The organism is Dyadobacter flavalbus (assembly GCF_006149045.1).
Taxonomy (GTDB): domain Bacteria; phylum Bacteroidota; class Bacteroidia; order Cytophagales; family Spirosomataceae; genus Dyadobacter; species Dyadobacter flavalbus.
Genome location: NZ_VBSN01000030.1, coordinates 1 through 16,552, shown reverse-complemented (window position 1 = coordinate 16,552; position 16,552 = coordinate 1). Strand labels below are relative to the sequence as shown.

6 protein-coding genes are annotated in these 16,552 nt (G+C 48.1%); 4 read left to right on the top strand and 2 right to left on the bottom strand.

Translation table 11 applies throughout. The features are described from left to right. Positions 1-69 precede the first annotated feature (69 nt). The 4 genes from FEM33_RS10250 to FEM33_RS10235 all read left to right on the top strand — a co-directional run bounded on the left by FEM33_RS10250 (position 70) and on the right by FEM33_RS10235 (position 7,959). A complete protein-coding gene (locus FEM33_RS10250; RefSeq protein ID WP_139011972.1) occupies positions 70-1,392 on the top strand; it encodes an erythromycin esterase family protein in 1,323 nt (440 codons plus the stop codon). Between the two features lie 210 nt (positions 1,393-1,602). Next, positions 1,603-2,448: a chromate resistance protein ChrB domain-containing protein gene (locus FEM33_RS10245; RefSeq protein WP_139011971.1), complete on the top strand. Its 846-nt coding sequence runs from the start codon at positions 1,603-1,605 to the stop codon at positions 2,446-2,448. Between the two features lie 176 nt (positions 2,449-2,624). After that, complete coding sequence (locus FEM33_RS10240; RefSeq protein WP_139011970.1) at positions 2,625-3,362, top strand: DUF2490 domain-containing protein; 738 nt, start codon at positions 2,625-2,627, stop codon at positions 3,360-3,362. A gap of 382 nt (positions 3,363-3,744) precedes the next feature. Next, positions 3,745-7,959, top strand: coding sequence for a M4 family metallopeptidase (locus FEM33_RS10235; RefSeq protein WP_139011969.1), 4,215 nt, complete (start codon positions 3,745-3,747; stop codon positions 7,957-7,959). 159 nt (positions 7,960-8,118) lie between these two features. Here the strand turns inward: FEM33_RS10235 and FEM33_RS10230 are convergent, their stop codons facing one another. Both FEM33_RS10230 and FEM33_RS10225 read right to left on the bottom strand, forming a co-directional pair. Beyond that, positions 8,119-9,534: a T9SS type A sorting domain-containing protein gene (locus FEM33_RS10230; RefSeq protein ID WP_139011968.1), complete on the bottom strand. Its 1,416-nt coding sequence runs from the start codon at positions 9,532-9,534 to the stop codon at positions 8,119-8,121. A gap of 467 nt (positions 9,535-10,001) precedes the next feature. Then, entirely contained in the window at positions 10,002-16,499 is a 6,498-nt protein-coding gene (locus FEM33_RS10225; RefSeq protein ID WP_229214185.1) for a CBM96 family carbohydrate-binding protein, read from the bottom strand. Positions 16,500-16,552 lie beyond the last annotated feature (53 nt).

Here is a 16,552-nt window from a genome sequence, read left to right as displayed (position 1 = left end):
CCGGCATGCTTTTTATTGAAAGTGCCAGGCTTTCATAACCAAAGAATCATCATTATAAAGTACGCAGCCATGGAACTACCGAAAACTGACCTGCACAAGGACCACAATCTGAAATACAAGGATTCATACGTGCTGAACTCCACTGCAGACCTGGATCCGTTGATGGAACGGATCGGCGATGCAAGCTGCGTGATGCTGGGCGAAGCTTCGCATGGTACGCATGAATATTACAGCTGGCGCACAGCCATAACCAAAAGACTCATTCTGGAAAAGGGATTCAGTTTTATCGCCGTAGAAGGCGACTGGCCCGACTGTTACAGGGTTAACCGTTACATTAAAGGCTTTGCGGACAAGGACAAGACATCAACCGAAATTCTGCAGAACTTCAGACGCTGGCCAACCTGGATGTGGGCAAACTGGGAAATTGACGCACTTGTAAACTGGCTGAAAGCATACAATCTGGACAAGGCCGTAAATAACCGCATCGGGTTTTACGGACTGGATGTTTACAGCCTCTGGGAATCCATGGAAGCAATGGAAACGTATCTCAGGAAAAATGATCCCGGAGCTGCCAGCATCGTCCATGAAGCCATGCGGTGCTTTGAGGCGTACGAAAAAGATGAGGAGAAATATGCGCGTGCGCAATACTTTGGCGACAGTTCATGCCGGAATGAAGTGATCCGGCTGCTTACGGAAGTCAGAAAGAAAACGCCTGTGTATGACCACGATCCGGAAGCAGCCCTGAATATTGAACAAAATGCTTTTATTGCCGTAAACGCCGAAAAATATTATTCCAATATGGTCGGTTTCGGCGAAAATACGTGGAACCTCCGGGACCAGCATATGATGGACACGCTGTTCCGGCTTACGCAGTTTCACGGACCGGATTCCAAAGCAATTGTCTGGGAACACAACACGCATATCGGTGATGCCCGCTACACGGATATGGCTTTGCACGGCATGCACAACACAGGTCAGCTTGCAAGGCAACAGTTTGGCGAAAGCAGTACGGTTCTGGTCGGCTTTGGTTCGTATCAGGGAAGTGTGATTGCGGGCGCACAATGGGATGCACCGATGGAAATAATGGAAATGCCCGCAGCCAGGGAAGGAAGCGTTGAACATCAGCTGCACAAGGAATCGGCGGAAAACAAGTTGCTGATTTTTGACAGTGAGCAGGAGTCCGGTCAGGATCAATGGAGCAGGAAAAAACTTCACCGGGCGATTGGAGTTGTGTACGACCCAAAGCATGAAAAAAGAGGAAATTACGTGCCAACTGTACTCAGCCGGCGCTATGATGCATTCCTATATCTGGACCAGACCACGGCGCTGCATCCCATGCATTTAAAACCGGATGGAAGCCAGATGCCTGAAACTTATCCATTTACATTTTAAGAGAAAGGGCTGGAATTAAGAATTACAGTAAAAAACCGCTAACGGCTTAAAGCCGACAGCTAAAAGCTAATTAAAAGCATATGCATAAATAAGGGATTTTTACGTCGGACAGAGCCGCATGATTAAACAAAAGTGCCGTAGAATAATTTTGTTTGCCCGTCTGTTTGTTGCTTACTTTTGCATTGAATAATTTAAACTGCATTCTCTAAAATGAACTGGATTACCCGTGAAAGGCCAAAAATTGACAGAATTGCCTGTCCGTGGTTAATCAAGCGGTTCATTGATCCGGATGCCCGTTTCTACTTTGTGCCGTTTCATGAGGTGCTTGCAAAAGCTTCGGAACTGAATGCCATTCCTTTTGATATTCCGGATACCGAGTTTACGCATTATGAAGACCGCTGCACCTTCGATTACTTTCTGGAAAAGTACAAGCTTGAAGATCAGGCATTAAAAGATATGGCCCCGATTGTTCGCGGTGCTGATACGGATGATCATTCCCTTACAGGCCAGTCGTCCGGTTTATGGGCCATTTCTGCGGGCTTGGCTTTCAATTTTGCGGATGATCATGAACTGCTTGAAAAAGGGATGCTTGTTTACGATGCGCTTTACAGCTGGGCCAAATATCTGCAGAAGGAAAAGCATACGCAAAGTCCTTCCGAAAAGATGTTGCTGACTGTTTTTCATACTTACCTTGAAAAAAAGAAACCGGAAAACCTTAAAACACCGAAATGGGCCAAAGAACTGAAAGAAATTATTCAGGATCAGATGGATACCAATCTGAGTTTAAGTTTGAAGGAAATCGCCGAAGGTCTTCAGATTCATCCGACTTATGTATCCAGGGAATTTTCCAAATATTTCAGCAACCTTTCTTTCGGTGAATACATCCGCAAATTAAGGATCGAAAAAGCCATCGAGCTGCTGGGCAACACCGGGCATACGTTGTCCGAAATCGCTTACCTTACCGGATTTTCGGATCAAAGTCATTTTACAAGGATTTTTAAAGCACATACCGGGCAGAATCCATCGGATTACAGGAAAAATTTACTTAAAAAGTAAACTGTATACAAATGGTCATTTCCGTTCTATTTTAAATAACGCATGCGATCGGATATTGCAGGAAAGTCAGTGTGACAGCGTTCCCGAGCCGGTTTTGAAAAGTGGACTGGTGCAAAGATTCAGGTGAAGCACATTTAACTGACTTCCTGTTTTGTCAATGTTAATTAAAAATGAAAATGAAAATCAAAAATTATCTGCTTTTGTTCGGCCTGCTTTTTACCTGTCCTTCATTCGGGCAGAAACAGGTGAATGTGCAAAGTCAGGCTTGGCTGGGCTATTTCAACCAGACGCGACTGACAAACAAATGGGGAATCTGGCTGGATCTGCATGCCAGAAGAACCGACTTTCTGGATCGCTGGTCTACCCAGATCGTTCGCCCGGGCATCACGTATTATGCAAATGATCATTTGCGCTTTACTGCCGGTTATGCTTTTGCAAGAAGTTTTCCCGCCGCCGGGCTGCATACCGTTCGTCCGGAAAACCGTTTATGGCAGCAGATACTCTGGACCAGCCGCCAGCGCAGACTACAGACGCAGCAATGGGTGCGTCTGGAAGAACGGTTTAACAGGAAAATTGCGAATGATCAGTTGCTGGACGGGAATAATTTCAACTTCCGCTTTCGTTATCTTCTGAATCTGATGGTGCCCTTAAACCGGGATTTTATAGAACCGAATACTTTGTTTTTTGCTTTTAATGACGAAGTCCATATCAATGCAGGCAAGCAGATTACATATAATCTGTTTGATCAGAACCGGTTTTTTGTCGGGCTTGGTTATCAGTTTACAAAAGGTTTGAACATGCAGGTAGGTTACATGAACCAGTTCCAGCAACTGCCGTCGGGCAATCATTTCAACAGCAACAATGTGTTGCGTGTATTTGTATTTCAGAACCTTGATCTGCGAGCTAAAAAGTAATGCCGTTTGCAAAAGTAATTTTATAACATGATGAATATTTCAAAATTTACGTATACGGTCAAGCGTGAATAAATTCTTTCATTGTTTCTGCGTAAATCGGTTTACAGTTGCAGCGATCCGTTTTGCATCATTTGCACCATTAACAAGTGCAATAAACGGAAAAACTGAACAGGTAAATATTTGGAAATTGTTCTGATAATGAGGTGGATAAGCCAAGTGATATTATTTCATGTCATTACTTAGTTTACGGTTTGGGAAGGCGTGTCAATGATAGCATCTTTATAAAGATTAACTGATTCGATGTAAGTGGAATAGTTGATTTCTGCTTGCACATAACCGGTCAGTTTTCAATGTATATCCTTACACTTCAACACCGACCGTTATGAAACATCCGATTTTTACCTTCTTGTTTCCTTTGTTTGCAGCCGCTGCCATGTGCCAGCCATTGCAAAAGGAAAATCTCAAAATGTTTGCTGCCGGTTCCGGTGCAATGGCCACGCTGGATCCGGCTACCAATTCTCCGGGCATGCTGCGGTTTGCGGCCGGCAAAGGTTTCAGACTGAGCGGTGCCACTGCAAAGGAAAAGGCATTTGCGTTTTTAAAACAGAATCCCGGCGTATTTGCAATCCGGCAGGACAAGGATGCTTACCTGCTTAAAAAGGACGAAACGGATGGTTACGGATTGAAGCATGTGACACTGCAGCAATATTTTCAGGGAATCCCGGTATTTGACGGCGCTCTGAAGTTTCATTTCAACGGCAATGCCGAACTGGCATCGGTTAACGGCAATTTTATCAGAATAGACAAACTGAACACCATTCCGAAGATTTCTCAGGAAGATGCGTCAAAGGAGGCGATCCGGATTGTGACCGGGCAGAAAAAAATCAGACCGGAAAAACCGCTGGAAGTTTTCAAGTCGACCTTGATGATTTTTCAGAAAGGGCTGCTGCAGGGCAAGCCCGGGCGTAAACATCTGGTTTATGAAACAGAAGTCCGGAACCATGCGGACATAAGGGAGTTCGTATACATCGATGCGCATTCCGGAGCCAAGGTGGAGCAGTATACAGGTATTCATCGCCTGCACCGCGCGGTATATGACGGTTCTGTTTATGAATCCAATCTGATATGGCAAGAAGGCGACAAATTTCCCGGTAAGCTGAATGAGCACCAGCAATATCAGCTGGAAATTACGAGGCAAATGTATAACATGATGAAAAACGCATTTGATTATACCTCCTATGATAACAAGGATGGTGTGATGAACATCGTCAACACGGAAGAAATAGAAGGCTATCAGGCATACTGGAATGGTGAATCGGTCATTCTTTACCCGTTCAGTGCATCGGATGACATTGTGGGGCACGAATGGGCACATGGCTATATAGAAAGTACGAGCGGTCTTGTTGCTTCCGGACAATCAGGAAATATCAATGAGTCTTTTTCGGATATCTGGGGCGAAACGCTGGATCAGATCAATAATTACATGGATGAAAAGGAGGACAATGCCATAAGAACGGGATGTAAAAGCTCCACGCGATGGATGGTGGGTGAACGAACTACCATGTTTCATTACCTGCATGATATGTGGGACCCGAACTGTACCGGCGATCCCGGCAAGATCTCGGATCAGGAATACTTATGCTTTACAGCAACGGAATTTCAGGATTATGTGAATTCGGGCATTGTTAACCATGCCTATGCCTTGCTTGTGGACGGCGGATATTACAACGGACAGGCCATCAAAGGAATCGGGCTGACCAAAGCGGCGCATATCTTCTGGCAGACACAGGCGAATTACCTGACCCAGACAACCACCTTTGCAGAACTGGCAGATGACCTGGAAGCAGCTGCCAATGATCTGGTTGGCCAAAATTTGAAAAAGCTCTCCACTGCAAATTCAGCTTCCGGGCTTTCCGGAGAAATCATTCAGCCTTCGGATGTTGCGGAATTGCTTAAAGTAATTGCGGCGGTAGAGTTGAGAGGCCCTGTCAATTGTCCTTATCCGATTCCGCTGTTTTCACCCGTATCCGCCATGTGCGTCGGCGGTTCGGCGGAGAATGCGTTGTTTTATGAAGATTTTGAATCCGGGATGGATGGCTGGATTGCTGCCAACACTTCCGAAAGCACAGACTGGGTTCCGAATAACTGGATTAACGAAAGCAAACCGCCGCTGAACAGAACCGGCCACGTTGCCTACGGTACTTCCCTGACAGATGAATGCGGGGCATATGGTACCATTACGCTGACAAGCCCGGTCATTGACATTCCGGCACAAAAGCAAGGGCCGTACTATATGGCATTTGATCATTATTTTAAAGTTTCGCGGTATGATGACGGCTGCAATCTCAGGTACCGTATCAATGGTGGAGCCTGGCTTTTGATTCCGGCATCCGCTTTTACCGACAACCCGTATAATGTTCCTGAATACGAAACATACTTCTCGGATGAACACCCGTTGTACGGCGAGCCGGCGTTCATCGGAAATAATATAGGAGATCAAAATAATACCTGGGGACAAAGCCGTATCAATCTTACAGCTCTCGGACTGGATGCAGGCGACAATATCCAGATTCAATGGGTATTGGGTACAAATGGTTGTGGCTGGACAAATGCATGGTATATTGATGATGTAAACATCTATTCATGCGCCGTTCCAACGGTGCAGTTTGCAGCCGAATCGCTTACAGTTCGGGAGAATGATGCAGTTGCAGGAAATGCTTCTGATACGTTTCCATGCCTTGATTATGTTGAAAAGAAAATAACACTGAAAATCAACGAAGCACCGACTGCGCCGGTCACGGTGAAACTGATTCCGGTATCCGGAAACGCCGCCATCGGGAGCAATGCGGATTTCACAACCGGTTCGCTGGACTTTACTCTTCAGCCGGGCAAACTTTCCCATGATGTGTCGTTGAGGGTTTACAATGATCCGAATACGGAAGAGGATGAAACATTCAAGTTCAGGTTTACGGCAACAGGCGGAGGTGCGCTGTATGAAAATTTCAATCAGGAATTAACATTAACAATCCTGGACGACGATTTTGCACCGGACGAAACACCCAAGGAGCTGCCCTCAGCCGACTTTAACAATGAAGAAATTCCGCTTGGCTGGAAAATTATTGACGGGCCGAGAATTCCGTTTACATGGTATGTGGCCGAAGGCAACCCGCTGGATTCGGCCGGCGTTCCGCATCTGTTTATTTATGGCATGTTTGAGGACATAGGCGGAATCTTTCTGCCGGAAGAACAGCCTGTCAAAACTTCCTTTGAGTCCGCTACCTTTGATGCTGTCGGGTACAAGGATCTGCTTGTTTCTTTCATTCAGGAATACAAGCATTCAGCCAGAGCCAAGGCAAAGGTGGATGTATGGGACGGGGAAACCTGGCAAAATCTTCTGACCCACACAAAAGATCTGGGCACATCTGAGAATCCTGCCACGATCCATATTCCCATACCCGAATCGTACGCTAACCACAATATGAAGGTCCGGTTTACTTATGAAAACAAGGATTGGGCTTACTGGGGCATTGACAACATTAAAATTACAGGAACCAGGAAACTGCCTGAGATTGCTTCCGCCGTAACGCCCGAACCGCCGTCAGCATACCTCGGTCCCCATGCGACGGTGTATTTCCATGATCCGGCAACGGGCGATCTGATGGCTAAAATAAAAAACCTCAGCGACCATGATTATGGGTGTACAACGGTCCGGATTGACCGGGAAGGGTCGGATGAGACGGATTGGTTCGGAGATTATCATATTACCAACAAGACCTACAGCGTCGTTCCGGCGCATAACAACCTCTACGGTTCCTTTGAAATCACACTTTACTATGGTGCCCGCGAACTGCCGGCTTTCAACGGTTCGAGGATCAAATCAATGGGTAAAAGTCAGGGCGGGATTTCGCCGGGCAACACAGCCGCCACTTCGCAGGCAGAACTGGTTACTGTAACGGCGTATGGTTCGGGCAATGCATTTACATCCACTTTTCATACCGGATTTTCCGGATTCGGCCTGTCGGATGCGCCCGTCGGGCCGCTTCCCGTAACGCTTTCCCGTTTTGAAGGCAGACATACTGCCGAAGGAAACCTGCTGAGCTGGACTACTGCAACGGAACGCAGCAATGCGTATTTTGAAGTTGAAAGAAGTCTGAACGGAAAAGATTTTATGATGTTGGGCAGGGTAGAAGGACGGGGCAATGCGGAGGCGGAAAGTAAATACAGGTTTATGGACAGCAGCTATCCGGCGGGTATCAGTTATTACAGGCTCCGGCAAGTCGATACGGACGGAAAATCTGCATTAAGCCGGATTATTTCCATTGATGCACTGACAGCCCGTGACCTGAATTTTTATCCCAATCCCGTCCAGTCGCAGCTTACGCTGGAAGTGCCGGACAAAGCTGTACAGACAGTAGATATAAAAATCATCAATTCATCCGGGCAAGTCGTACTGACAAAAGTGAATGCAGGTAAAAAGAACAACGGATTCGGCATCGATTTAAGCCAGTTGCCTGCCGGTATTTATCAGGTTGTAATGACCGGAAAATCAGGATTGTCGGAAAGCCGGACTTATAACCTTTCCATTCTGAAACTTTGATGAAAGAAACCGGCTTTGCAGTCATGTTACTGATTGCAAAGCCGGTTTTTATATAAAGATGTCTGTTGACCGTTACTCGTATTTTGGGCAAGATATTATGTGTTCAAACAGCTTACAAATTCCTGATTTAGACTGTAAACTGAATTTCTGGAACTGTTCCTAATGTTTAATCAGCATTTTACCCGACTGGATTTGATCACCGGTACGAAGCTGATACAAGTAAATACCCTCGGCCAAATGCTGAACGTCGATTACTTCTGCATGTTTTCCGGCCTGCTTGCGTTCGTTTACAAAAGTGGCAATGCTGCGTCCCTGCTTGTCAAACAACGTCAGGTTTACAGTTGCGGCTTGCTGTAATGTGTAACGGATTGCCGCTTTGTCGCGGGCAGGGTTCGGGTAAAAGCCTGTTGCAGTAATTTCATCGGAAAATGCTTCGGTTGCAGCCGGCTGTAATCGGCCTGCGATTTCCGGGAAAATACTTTCACGTGCCGCTACTGATCCGGATGGAATGGCCGCAACAAGGTAATTGGTCAGTGCGCCGGCAGCAGGTGCCGCCAGATTGCCGCCTAATGTGACAGTTCCTGCGGGGAAAACCTTGGTGTAAACATTAAGGTAAGATGTGCCCGGATCGGTCGTGTAAACTTTATCCGTCAGCTTTTGCCATCCGTTCAGCCATTCGGGTAAAACTTTTGCTCTCGGATCATAAGCCACATACACGATAGCTTCCCGGTCCAGATTGAATTTCAGAAATGAGGGCCGCTTGTCTCTCTTGGTTTCATTACCGGTTTGTATAAAAGTAACTCCCTGCAAAAAGTCGGGCAGCGAAACCAGATTATAATCCCTGTCAACGTACAAGGGAACATTTACGCCCATGTTCGCCACTTCGTACGCGTCTCCGCTTTCTGTTTTCGGGTCCGTAATCAGCGACGGAAGGGAACGTGCTTCAATCCAGTCTACATAATAAGGTTCTGCGGCAGTTTGTGTGTCCACCCGCAATCCCATATGACCCAGTGCCGGGTACGTTTTGTCCGTTGCTTCCAGCACCGGATCTTTGCTGTATCCGCTTCCGCTGTTGAGATACACGTCAATCTTTCCCTCGGCGCTTTTTACTATTTTGATGGAATATTGTTTGTCCGGATCAAGCGTTATATGCTTTTGATCCAGCACAATCGGGTAAAATTCATTCCCGTCGGACCTGCCAAGGATCAATCTAAGGTTGTAATAAGGATGATATTTGAGTATATATCCGTAATCCGCATCAGGCGACGGTTTGCCGAACACAATGCCGTATTCCCGCCAGTAACCGTTTTTCAAAGGATAAACTTTGGTTTCCAGCACATAGCTTGCGGCGCTGTATTTATTGCTGGTCGTGAGTGTGCCTCCGGCGCCGTCAATAAGATTGTAAGCAAGGCCGTTGACAATTGACCATCGGGCATAACCGGTTGTGAGCCAGTCTTGTCCCAGTAAGTCCCGGGTGAAATCATCTCTGAAAATTACCTGTGCTTTCGGGGATAACGGCAAGGTAAGTAAAGTGAACAGCCAGAGGAATTTAAATGGAGTAGAGTTAATTTTCATATTCAAGGTTAAAAGGAATTTTTATAAAAGTTTCAAACCGGTTACTTCCGTATTCCTGTTCTGATAAACAGCGGAAAATAAAAAACAGTTAACGATTAATAAGCCGGAATAAATGGAATATTACTGAATCCATGCTGAACGGGTACATTCCTGTTCCTATCCGGTTTTATCATTCCAAAGCTTGCCGACATTGCAAAAGTATCTGAGTTACGCCTACTTTTTAATTCATTTCCCAAGGATTTTTTCAATTCCTATGGTTTTAATTACGGCACCAAATTCAAAAACCTGTATCAGAATGGTACTGATTTCTGATTTTTTATTAAGTTACTTCAATTGTGTTTCATTTTCACTATAATTCTCGATTTTCATCTGCTCCGGAAATTTAAGCCCGATATGGTTTCCAATAAAAAAAGACCATCCAGCCAAACAGCTGAGATGGTCTCTGTAAAATAGTTAATTCAACAATGCTAATCAGTAACCAGCACTTTCAAAGTTTCCGTTGCCGCAGCCGATTGTATTTTTAATAAATAAATCCCGGCACTCAAAGAAAGATCAGTAACGTCTATTTCAGTCTTTGATCCCGCCGGAAGTTGTTTTGGCGTTTTGATATCAAACGATCTGCCGTTCTGACTGATGAGTTCAAGAGAAACATCTTCTGCATGCTGACGGGAAATCTCGACGGTGAAACGCTTCCGGATCGGGTTCGGATAAATGGTTGAATTTACAAACTCAACCTTTGATTCCTGACCAAAGAATTCCTCCGCACTGGTTCTTGCTCCGGAAGTCGTGGTACCTGTAATCAGTAACTGCGGCTTGTTGGATGTATTTTCCCTGCTGTTAAAAGTAAGATTCCGGTTCTGGTTGCTCGGGTTTTTCAACGCAATGCTCACTACTTTGTCTGCTGCAAGCTGCGCCTGAACGTAAGCCGTTACATCAATTTCGTAGTACTTCTTTGTGTTGGTAACGCCCACCAGACCCAGAACCGTTGATGAACTTGCCGGGGCATTGTTCAGGTTGATTCCGCCTTCTGTCCAGCTATCGTTGTCAACACCGTATGCAGACAGATTCACCGTTGTCGTATTTTCAGTATTGTTACCGTAGATACGCAGCTTGGCCGAACTTACCTGGCTCAGGCTGCTCAGCGAGAACTTCAGGTAAGCCGAACGGGTAATACCGTCTCCACTTCCGGATTTTACGACCAGACTTGTAGCACTTCCGTAATTGGTACCTGCATAGCTGCCGTTGCGAACATAAGAATCTGCAAGCGGCGACAAGGTTACTGATGTAGATGCAGTGCCATTTACCGTTACTGTAATGGTTTCGTCATCCGATAATGCCGGCGATCCGTTATCGGTCACTTTCACCGCAAAAGTATAGGTTCCCGCACTTGCCGGTGTCCAGCTGAACACGCCTGTTGTTGCATTGATGGCGGCTCCGCCTGGTGCATTGACAAGCGAGAACGTTTTGCTCTGGCCTGCATCAGCGTCGGTTGCTATCGCAGTAAAGCTCAGTGCCTGTCCCACCGTTACCGTTTTATTGCCGATGGCAGCTAAAACCGGCGCTGTATTAGTTGATGTGGTCTGCTGCATCACCTCAATGGCTGATAATTTTGGAATGTTAACCGATCCACTCGTAAAGTTGATGTTCAGGATGCCGTCGGTAACCGTTACAGCAAAAGTTTCCTGCACGGGACGGAGAGCGCCGCCTGCTACGGCGTAAATATCATAGTTGGTTAGTTTGCGACTTCCTTCAATGTCTACGTTAAACCTGCGTTTGCCCGATCCGCCTGTGCCGCCACCCGGAGCGCCGAACCAGGTTTCTGCAAAGTGCAGCACCACGTTCATGGTTCCGTTGGTAACAGGGATGCTGTAATTGAAAGATTCCGAAGAACGCTCTGAACGGTAAAGTACATCGTCAGTCGTATTCAGGATGTCCACCGTATTGGCAAGTGTTCCGGTTCTGTTGATTCCGCCAAAGTAGCTGTCGGCTGCAAACTGACGGTTGCCGGAAGCAGTAAAGGCTGCTCCGCCCGCATTGATGCGGATGGCCAGTGGCGTACTGCCTACTGTTACGGTAATATCCTCTACATCAGACATGGCAGGCGATCCGTTGTCCGTTACTTTCACCGTAAAGATGAAGGTGCCTGTAGTACTTGGTGTCCATGTAAATACACCCGTTACCGGATCGATTGTTGCACCGGCCGGCGCTTTTATCAATGAATAGGTTTCTGTCTGGCCGGGATCATCCGTTGCTGTTGCGGTAAAGGTTAATGTCTGGCCGACCGCCGCAGTTTTATTGCCGATAGGCGTCAGAACCGGTGCATTATTCGCGTTTGTAACTGTCAGTGTAACCGGCAGGCTGGCACTTGTATAGCCATCTGACGAGAAAGTAACCGTTGCATTGTATGTTCCGATGGCAAGGCCAGTCGGATTGATACCGAATGACAGATTACCAATGGCAGGAGAAGCAGGCAGTATCAGCCAGTTGCTGTTTGCTGTTTTGCTGATGCTGACAGGCGGTGTACCCAGATTGGCAGACAATGTAACCGTCTGTGCTGCGGGTGCTGCTGTTCCCAGTGAATGAATAAAGTTCATCGCAGATGCCGACAAGGTCAGCTCTTTTACCGATGCTTCATAAGGCTTGATGTTGCGGGCAATCACAACAATATCCTGATAATCCAGTCCTGAGGTAGTTTCTTCAAATGCGATTACGTAGGCATGTTCCACAGTCTGTCCGGCTGCATCTTTCAGCGGGTACACTCTTACATGGTGCGGCAGTGCGCCTGTAAAAGTATTAAGTGCATCTTCGCTGTACAGATGACGGTTGGCAAAGTATGGCCAGCGCGAGTAAAAGCCGAAAGAGTTGATACCCGGATCAAAGGAAGATGCTCCGTTGATCTGTACGTCCACAGTCTGGTAATTACTATTGGCAACTGTAAAAAGCTCTGTTTTTGCATTGGCATCCCCGGAACTGTACCAGCCAAAGCCTGTCACGGTACCCGAAGGACCCTGTGGCCCGAATACGGATAAAGGTTCAATCGTCACAGGTCCGTCCGATGCCCGCAGGAAAGCCTGCACAGGTATTTCTTCTCCCAGTAAAGGCGCCTTGGCCGTAGTGGTATTGCTATGGATAACATTGGTGCTTTTGTTATCATCACCTACGTTCACTTTAATGTTATGCAAATCCATAACCATCTGCAAAGAAGGCTCATTTGTGCCTGACAATCCGGCAGTGCCAAGTCCTCTGAGTACAACAGTCTGCACAGGATTACCGGTGCTGCTCACCAGCAGGCTGGCTGTTTTGATTCCGGCAGTAGTAGGATTGAAAGTAACGTTGAAGGTAACAGCACTTCCGCGGGCAATCGTTACCGGAGCAGCTACTGTCGCCGTCGGTGCCAAAGATACCTGGAACTGGCTTTTATCTGTGCCGCTCAGGGAAATGCCTGTTACGGTCAGGTTGCTGTTGCCGATGTTTGCCAGTGTAATGGCATGCGGCTTGCCGGCCGCACCGCTTACGACATCGTTGTCGACGATTTCCGAAGGACTTACCTCAGCAATGCCGGCCTGAACCGAAGTAGCTATTGCTTTCAACATTACGATCTGAGAAGTTTTCCCTTTGGTGTTGTTCCAGTTGTATTCGATCACATACAGGTTGCCTGTCTCGACGTCTTCGGTGATGTCCAGCGGGTTGGTAAAGCCCGAAAGCCCTGTGATGCCCTCTGTGCCCGAGCCGGTCTGCGCACCGATGATGTCGTAAATCTTGTCGTTGCTGCTGGCAGAAGTAACCGAAGGGTCTTTGACCTTCGAGCCGGGTTCAAGGACAATGATGTCGCTGCCGCCACTGAAACGGCACACCAGCAATCTTCCTTTCAGAGCGCCGTTGAAGGCATTGCTCTTGTATTCGATGGCGCCGTTAGGGGATTTGTTGAGCTCGAAGTTGTAGGCCGCGCCGCGGTAATTGGCATCGGGTCCCTGCGTTGCGGGGTACTTGGGGTTGTCCAGGTAGCCGCGGTTGGCCACGTACTCGCCGCGAAGCGGGTTGGGATGGCCGTAGTAGCCCACCGGCTTCAAGGGGTTCACCCGGAAAAGCCAGTCGTTCTGCACCTTGATGGAATTCGTTGTATCAACAAAAGGGCCGTTATAGAAGCTGCCGTCGGGCCTTCTGGTACCAATTACTGAAGCTGGCGAGTTACCACCGGCAGCCGAACCATTTGTAGGTACATACAGCTGCCCGTTGCTGTGCCATACCAGGTCTACGGCGTTTCGTACGCCAGAGGCATAGATGGTCAAAGGCGAGTTGCTTGCATACGGGTTATAGGTACCGTCTGACATGCGGTAGCTGTTGGACGGTGCGGCATTGATCAAAGCCTGGTTGGAAGTCGTTCTCACATCCAGCGGCAAGGTAATACCGGTAAGTTTTTTAAGATCAAGTCTGAGCACAGTCGCTGCCAGCAAACTTTCATCACGCTGCCAGCTACGGTCAAAATTACCCATTGAGCTGAGGCTTCCCTGGTTGAAGTACAGGGCGCCGTCCGGCCCGAAAGCGATGCTGTTGACCAGGTGGTCGGCCTTCGAACGCGGCAGCTTGGTCAGTACCAGCTGCTCGTTCTGAAGGTTAGAACCGGTCAGCTTGGAGATGTTGCCGTCAAACTCGGGCGCATTGGTCAGCCCTGCGCTGCAGTGCGATACCCAGGCGATCAGGTTGGTAGCTGTTGAAGAGGGGTCAAAGGTCAGACCCACCGAGGAACGCAAACCATATTTGGCCGTCAGTGAATTAATCTCCTGCTGATTGGAAAGCATGCCGGTCTGGTGATCGACCGTGAAGCGTTCAATAACTCCGTCCAGCCGGAGGGCATAGAACTTGCCGTCCGGGCCAAAGGTCAGACAGGTGTATTTCTTGCCGATTGTGCCGGGGATGACCTGCTTGGGTGCAAACTCGGCGGCAACCGGGTTAGGCGTGCTGGTCGTGGTGCTGCCGGTAGTGAAAGTAGCCTCGTAAGGCTTGAAGGCTGCACCACTATAAGATTTCACCTGATCAGTAACCACAAATTTGTATTTGGTATTAGCTTCCAGGGCATACCGGGGCGAGAAGCTGATGGCGTCCCCGCCGCCTGTGCCCTGGGTAGTTCCAAGAATTTCAGCTGTGGCAGTGCCAACAACTTTGTACAGCTTGACAGTATTCAACGAAATCGTGCTGTTGTCCACACCGCCTTTGAAACCATCTACAATTGGAACATAAATATTGTTGGCCGCAATGCTGGCGATATTTACACTGACATTGGTAGCGCCGTTGATTGGCGTGGATGAAATTACGTAAGGCTGGTTGGCACCGGATGCAAGTACAGTAACCTGTACCAGGGTGCTGGCACTCGTATAACCTTGTGCAGATGCCGTAACAGTCGCAGTGTAAGTGCCTACTGCCAGAGACAAAGCCGCTTTATAATCAAAAGTCACATTGGGCTCGTCACCGTTGTGGCTGGCATCAAAGCTCAGCCAGTTGGCTGCGCCGGGTCCATATTCAGCTGTTATCGAGATAGGAAGGTTATCCTGAATCGTTGAATGACTTAAGTCCAGTGAAAAAGTCCTGCCTGTTGTGGTCGTCGCTTTTTCCACTGCCAAACTATATTCGCTGGCCGACCATATCAGGTAAGGTGAAACATTTACCGGCGTGATGACAGCCGTGTTTATTTTTGCATTGGTACCGCCATCGGCATTGATCGTCAGATAACCGTCACTTACTTTTACCTGCACCTTACCAGTTTTGAAGCGCGTACTGCTGCCGGCGGCCCCGCTGGGCACAAAGCTTTTGATTGCATTGACGCCTTCGACGTTGATCGTGTGGCTTTCAGGGTATACACCAATTTCACCATCCCCTGATGTAACGGTTACTTCATAGGAGCCATTTGGAACTTTAATTTCCCAGTAGCCCTCTATCTTGGTGCCGTTGAAATCACCGCTGATGTCATCAGCCTGCATATGCATCAGACTGGCCAGCAATACATCATCCGGCGTACTGCGTCTGCGGCCGTTGCCCAGGTTTGAGGCTCCGTCTCCCGACAAATCCAGCAGCGTACCATTTGAGCGTCTGCGCCATCCGTATTCAAGGCCTGTGCCCTGATTGGCTCCGGTTCTTGGTCCCAAAGGTTGGCCGTAATCTCTGACCCAGCCAGCAGGCGGTACCGTTCCGGCATTCTGGAAGTTGACCTGGATTTGCTGCTGCGTTACACTGGGAGTAGTTATGGTGAGGTTGATCAGCAATGTGGCAGGCTGATAACCGTTTGCCGTAGCAGTTACAACGGCTTCATAGATGCCCGGCGCCATGGTCGTCGAGAAGTTGGAAGGCCCGAAGCTGATCGTTCCTGCGGAAGAAACTGAAGGTAAATTCAGCCAGCTGCCTTCCGTGCTGCTCAAGGTAATGGCGGGTGTGCCTTCACTCGCAGCCAGTATGGTGGACTTGCCGGTAACAGCCTGTCCTTGCACGGCTGTAAAGTCAAGACCAGATGGCTTGAAGGTCAATAATTTGGCAGCCGAGTCATCTTTTGTGATCGAGAAGTTGTCAAAGGTAAAGCTGACCGATGTGGTTGCATTGCGGTGCGTGGCATAAAGGCCTGCATACAACGGTTTTCCCGCCAGTGACATGCTCGCAATGTCGACAGCAGGTGTGGCATAGCCAGCGCCAGCATTGATATAGTTTACTCCGTCTGTGGAGTAGAAGCCTTCCATTTTATTCGTCACAAGGTCCAGCACCAGCCGCAGCCTTACGGTTTTGGTATTAAGTCCTGAAATGGTCGCTGTAACCCGCTGGTCAGGGTTGCTGGATGCTGATGCTGTGGATGACACATCATTAACTTCCTTGCGCATCTCGACCTTGTTGCCGGTGATGGCCAGCTTGACAAAGGTCTTGTCGTTTAGGCCTGCCCAGATACCGCCCTGCTCGGAGCCCGTACCGTTGTAGGGGTTGATCACAGTGGTCTCTATGGTGAGCTTGCCGCTGGAAGGGATGCCTACGCCCAGGGCAT

Coding starts and splice junctions, on each gene's coding strand:
- FEM33_RS10230 (WP_139011968.1), bottom strand. CDS start 9,534: ATGAAAATTAACTCTACTCCATTTAAATTCCTCTGGCTGTTCACTTTA.
- FEM33_RS10250 (WP_139011972.1), top strand. CDS start 70: ATGGAACTACCGAAAACTGACCTGCACAAGGACCACAATCTGAAATAC.
- FEM33_RS10245 (WP_139011971.1), top strand. CDS start 1,603: ATGAACTGGATTACCCGTGAAAGGCCAAAAATTGACAGAATTGCCTGT.
- FEM33_RS10235 (WP_139011969.1), top strand. CDS start 3,745: ATGAAACATCCGATTTTTACCTTCTTGTTTCCTTTGTTTGCAGCCGCT.
- FEM33_RS10240 (WP_139011970.1), top strand. CDS start 2,625: ATGAAAATCAAAAATTATCTGCTTTTGTTCGGCCTGCTTTTTACCTGT.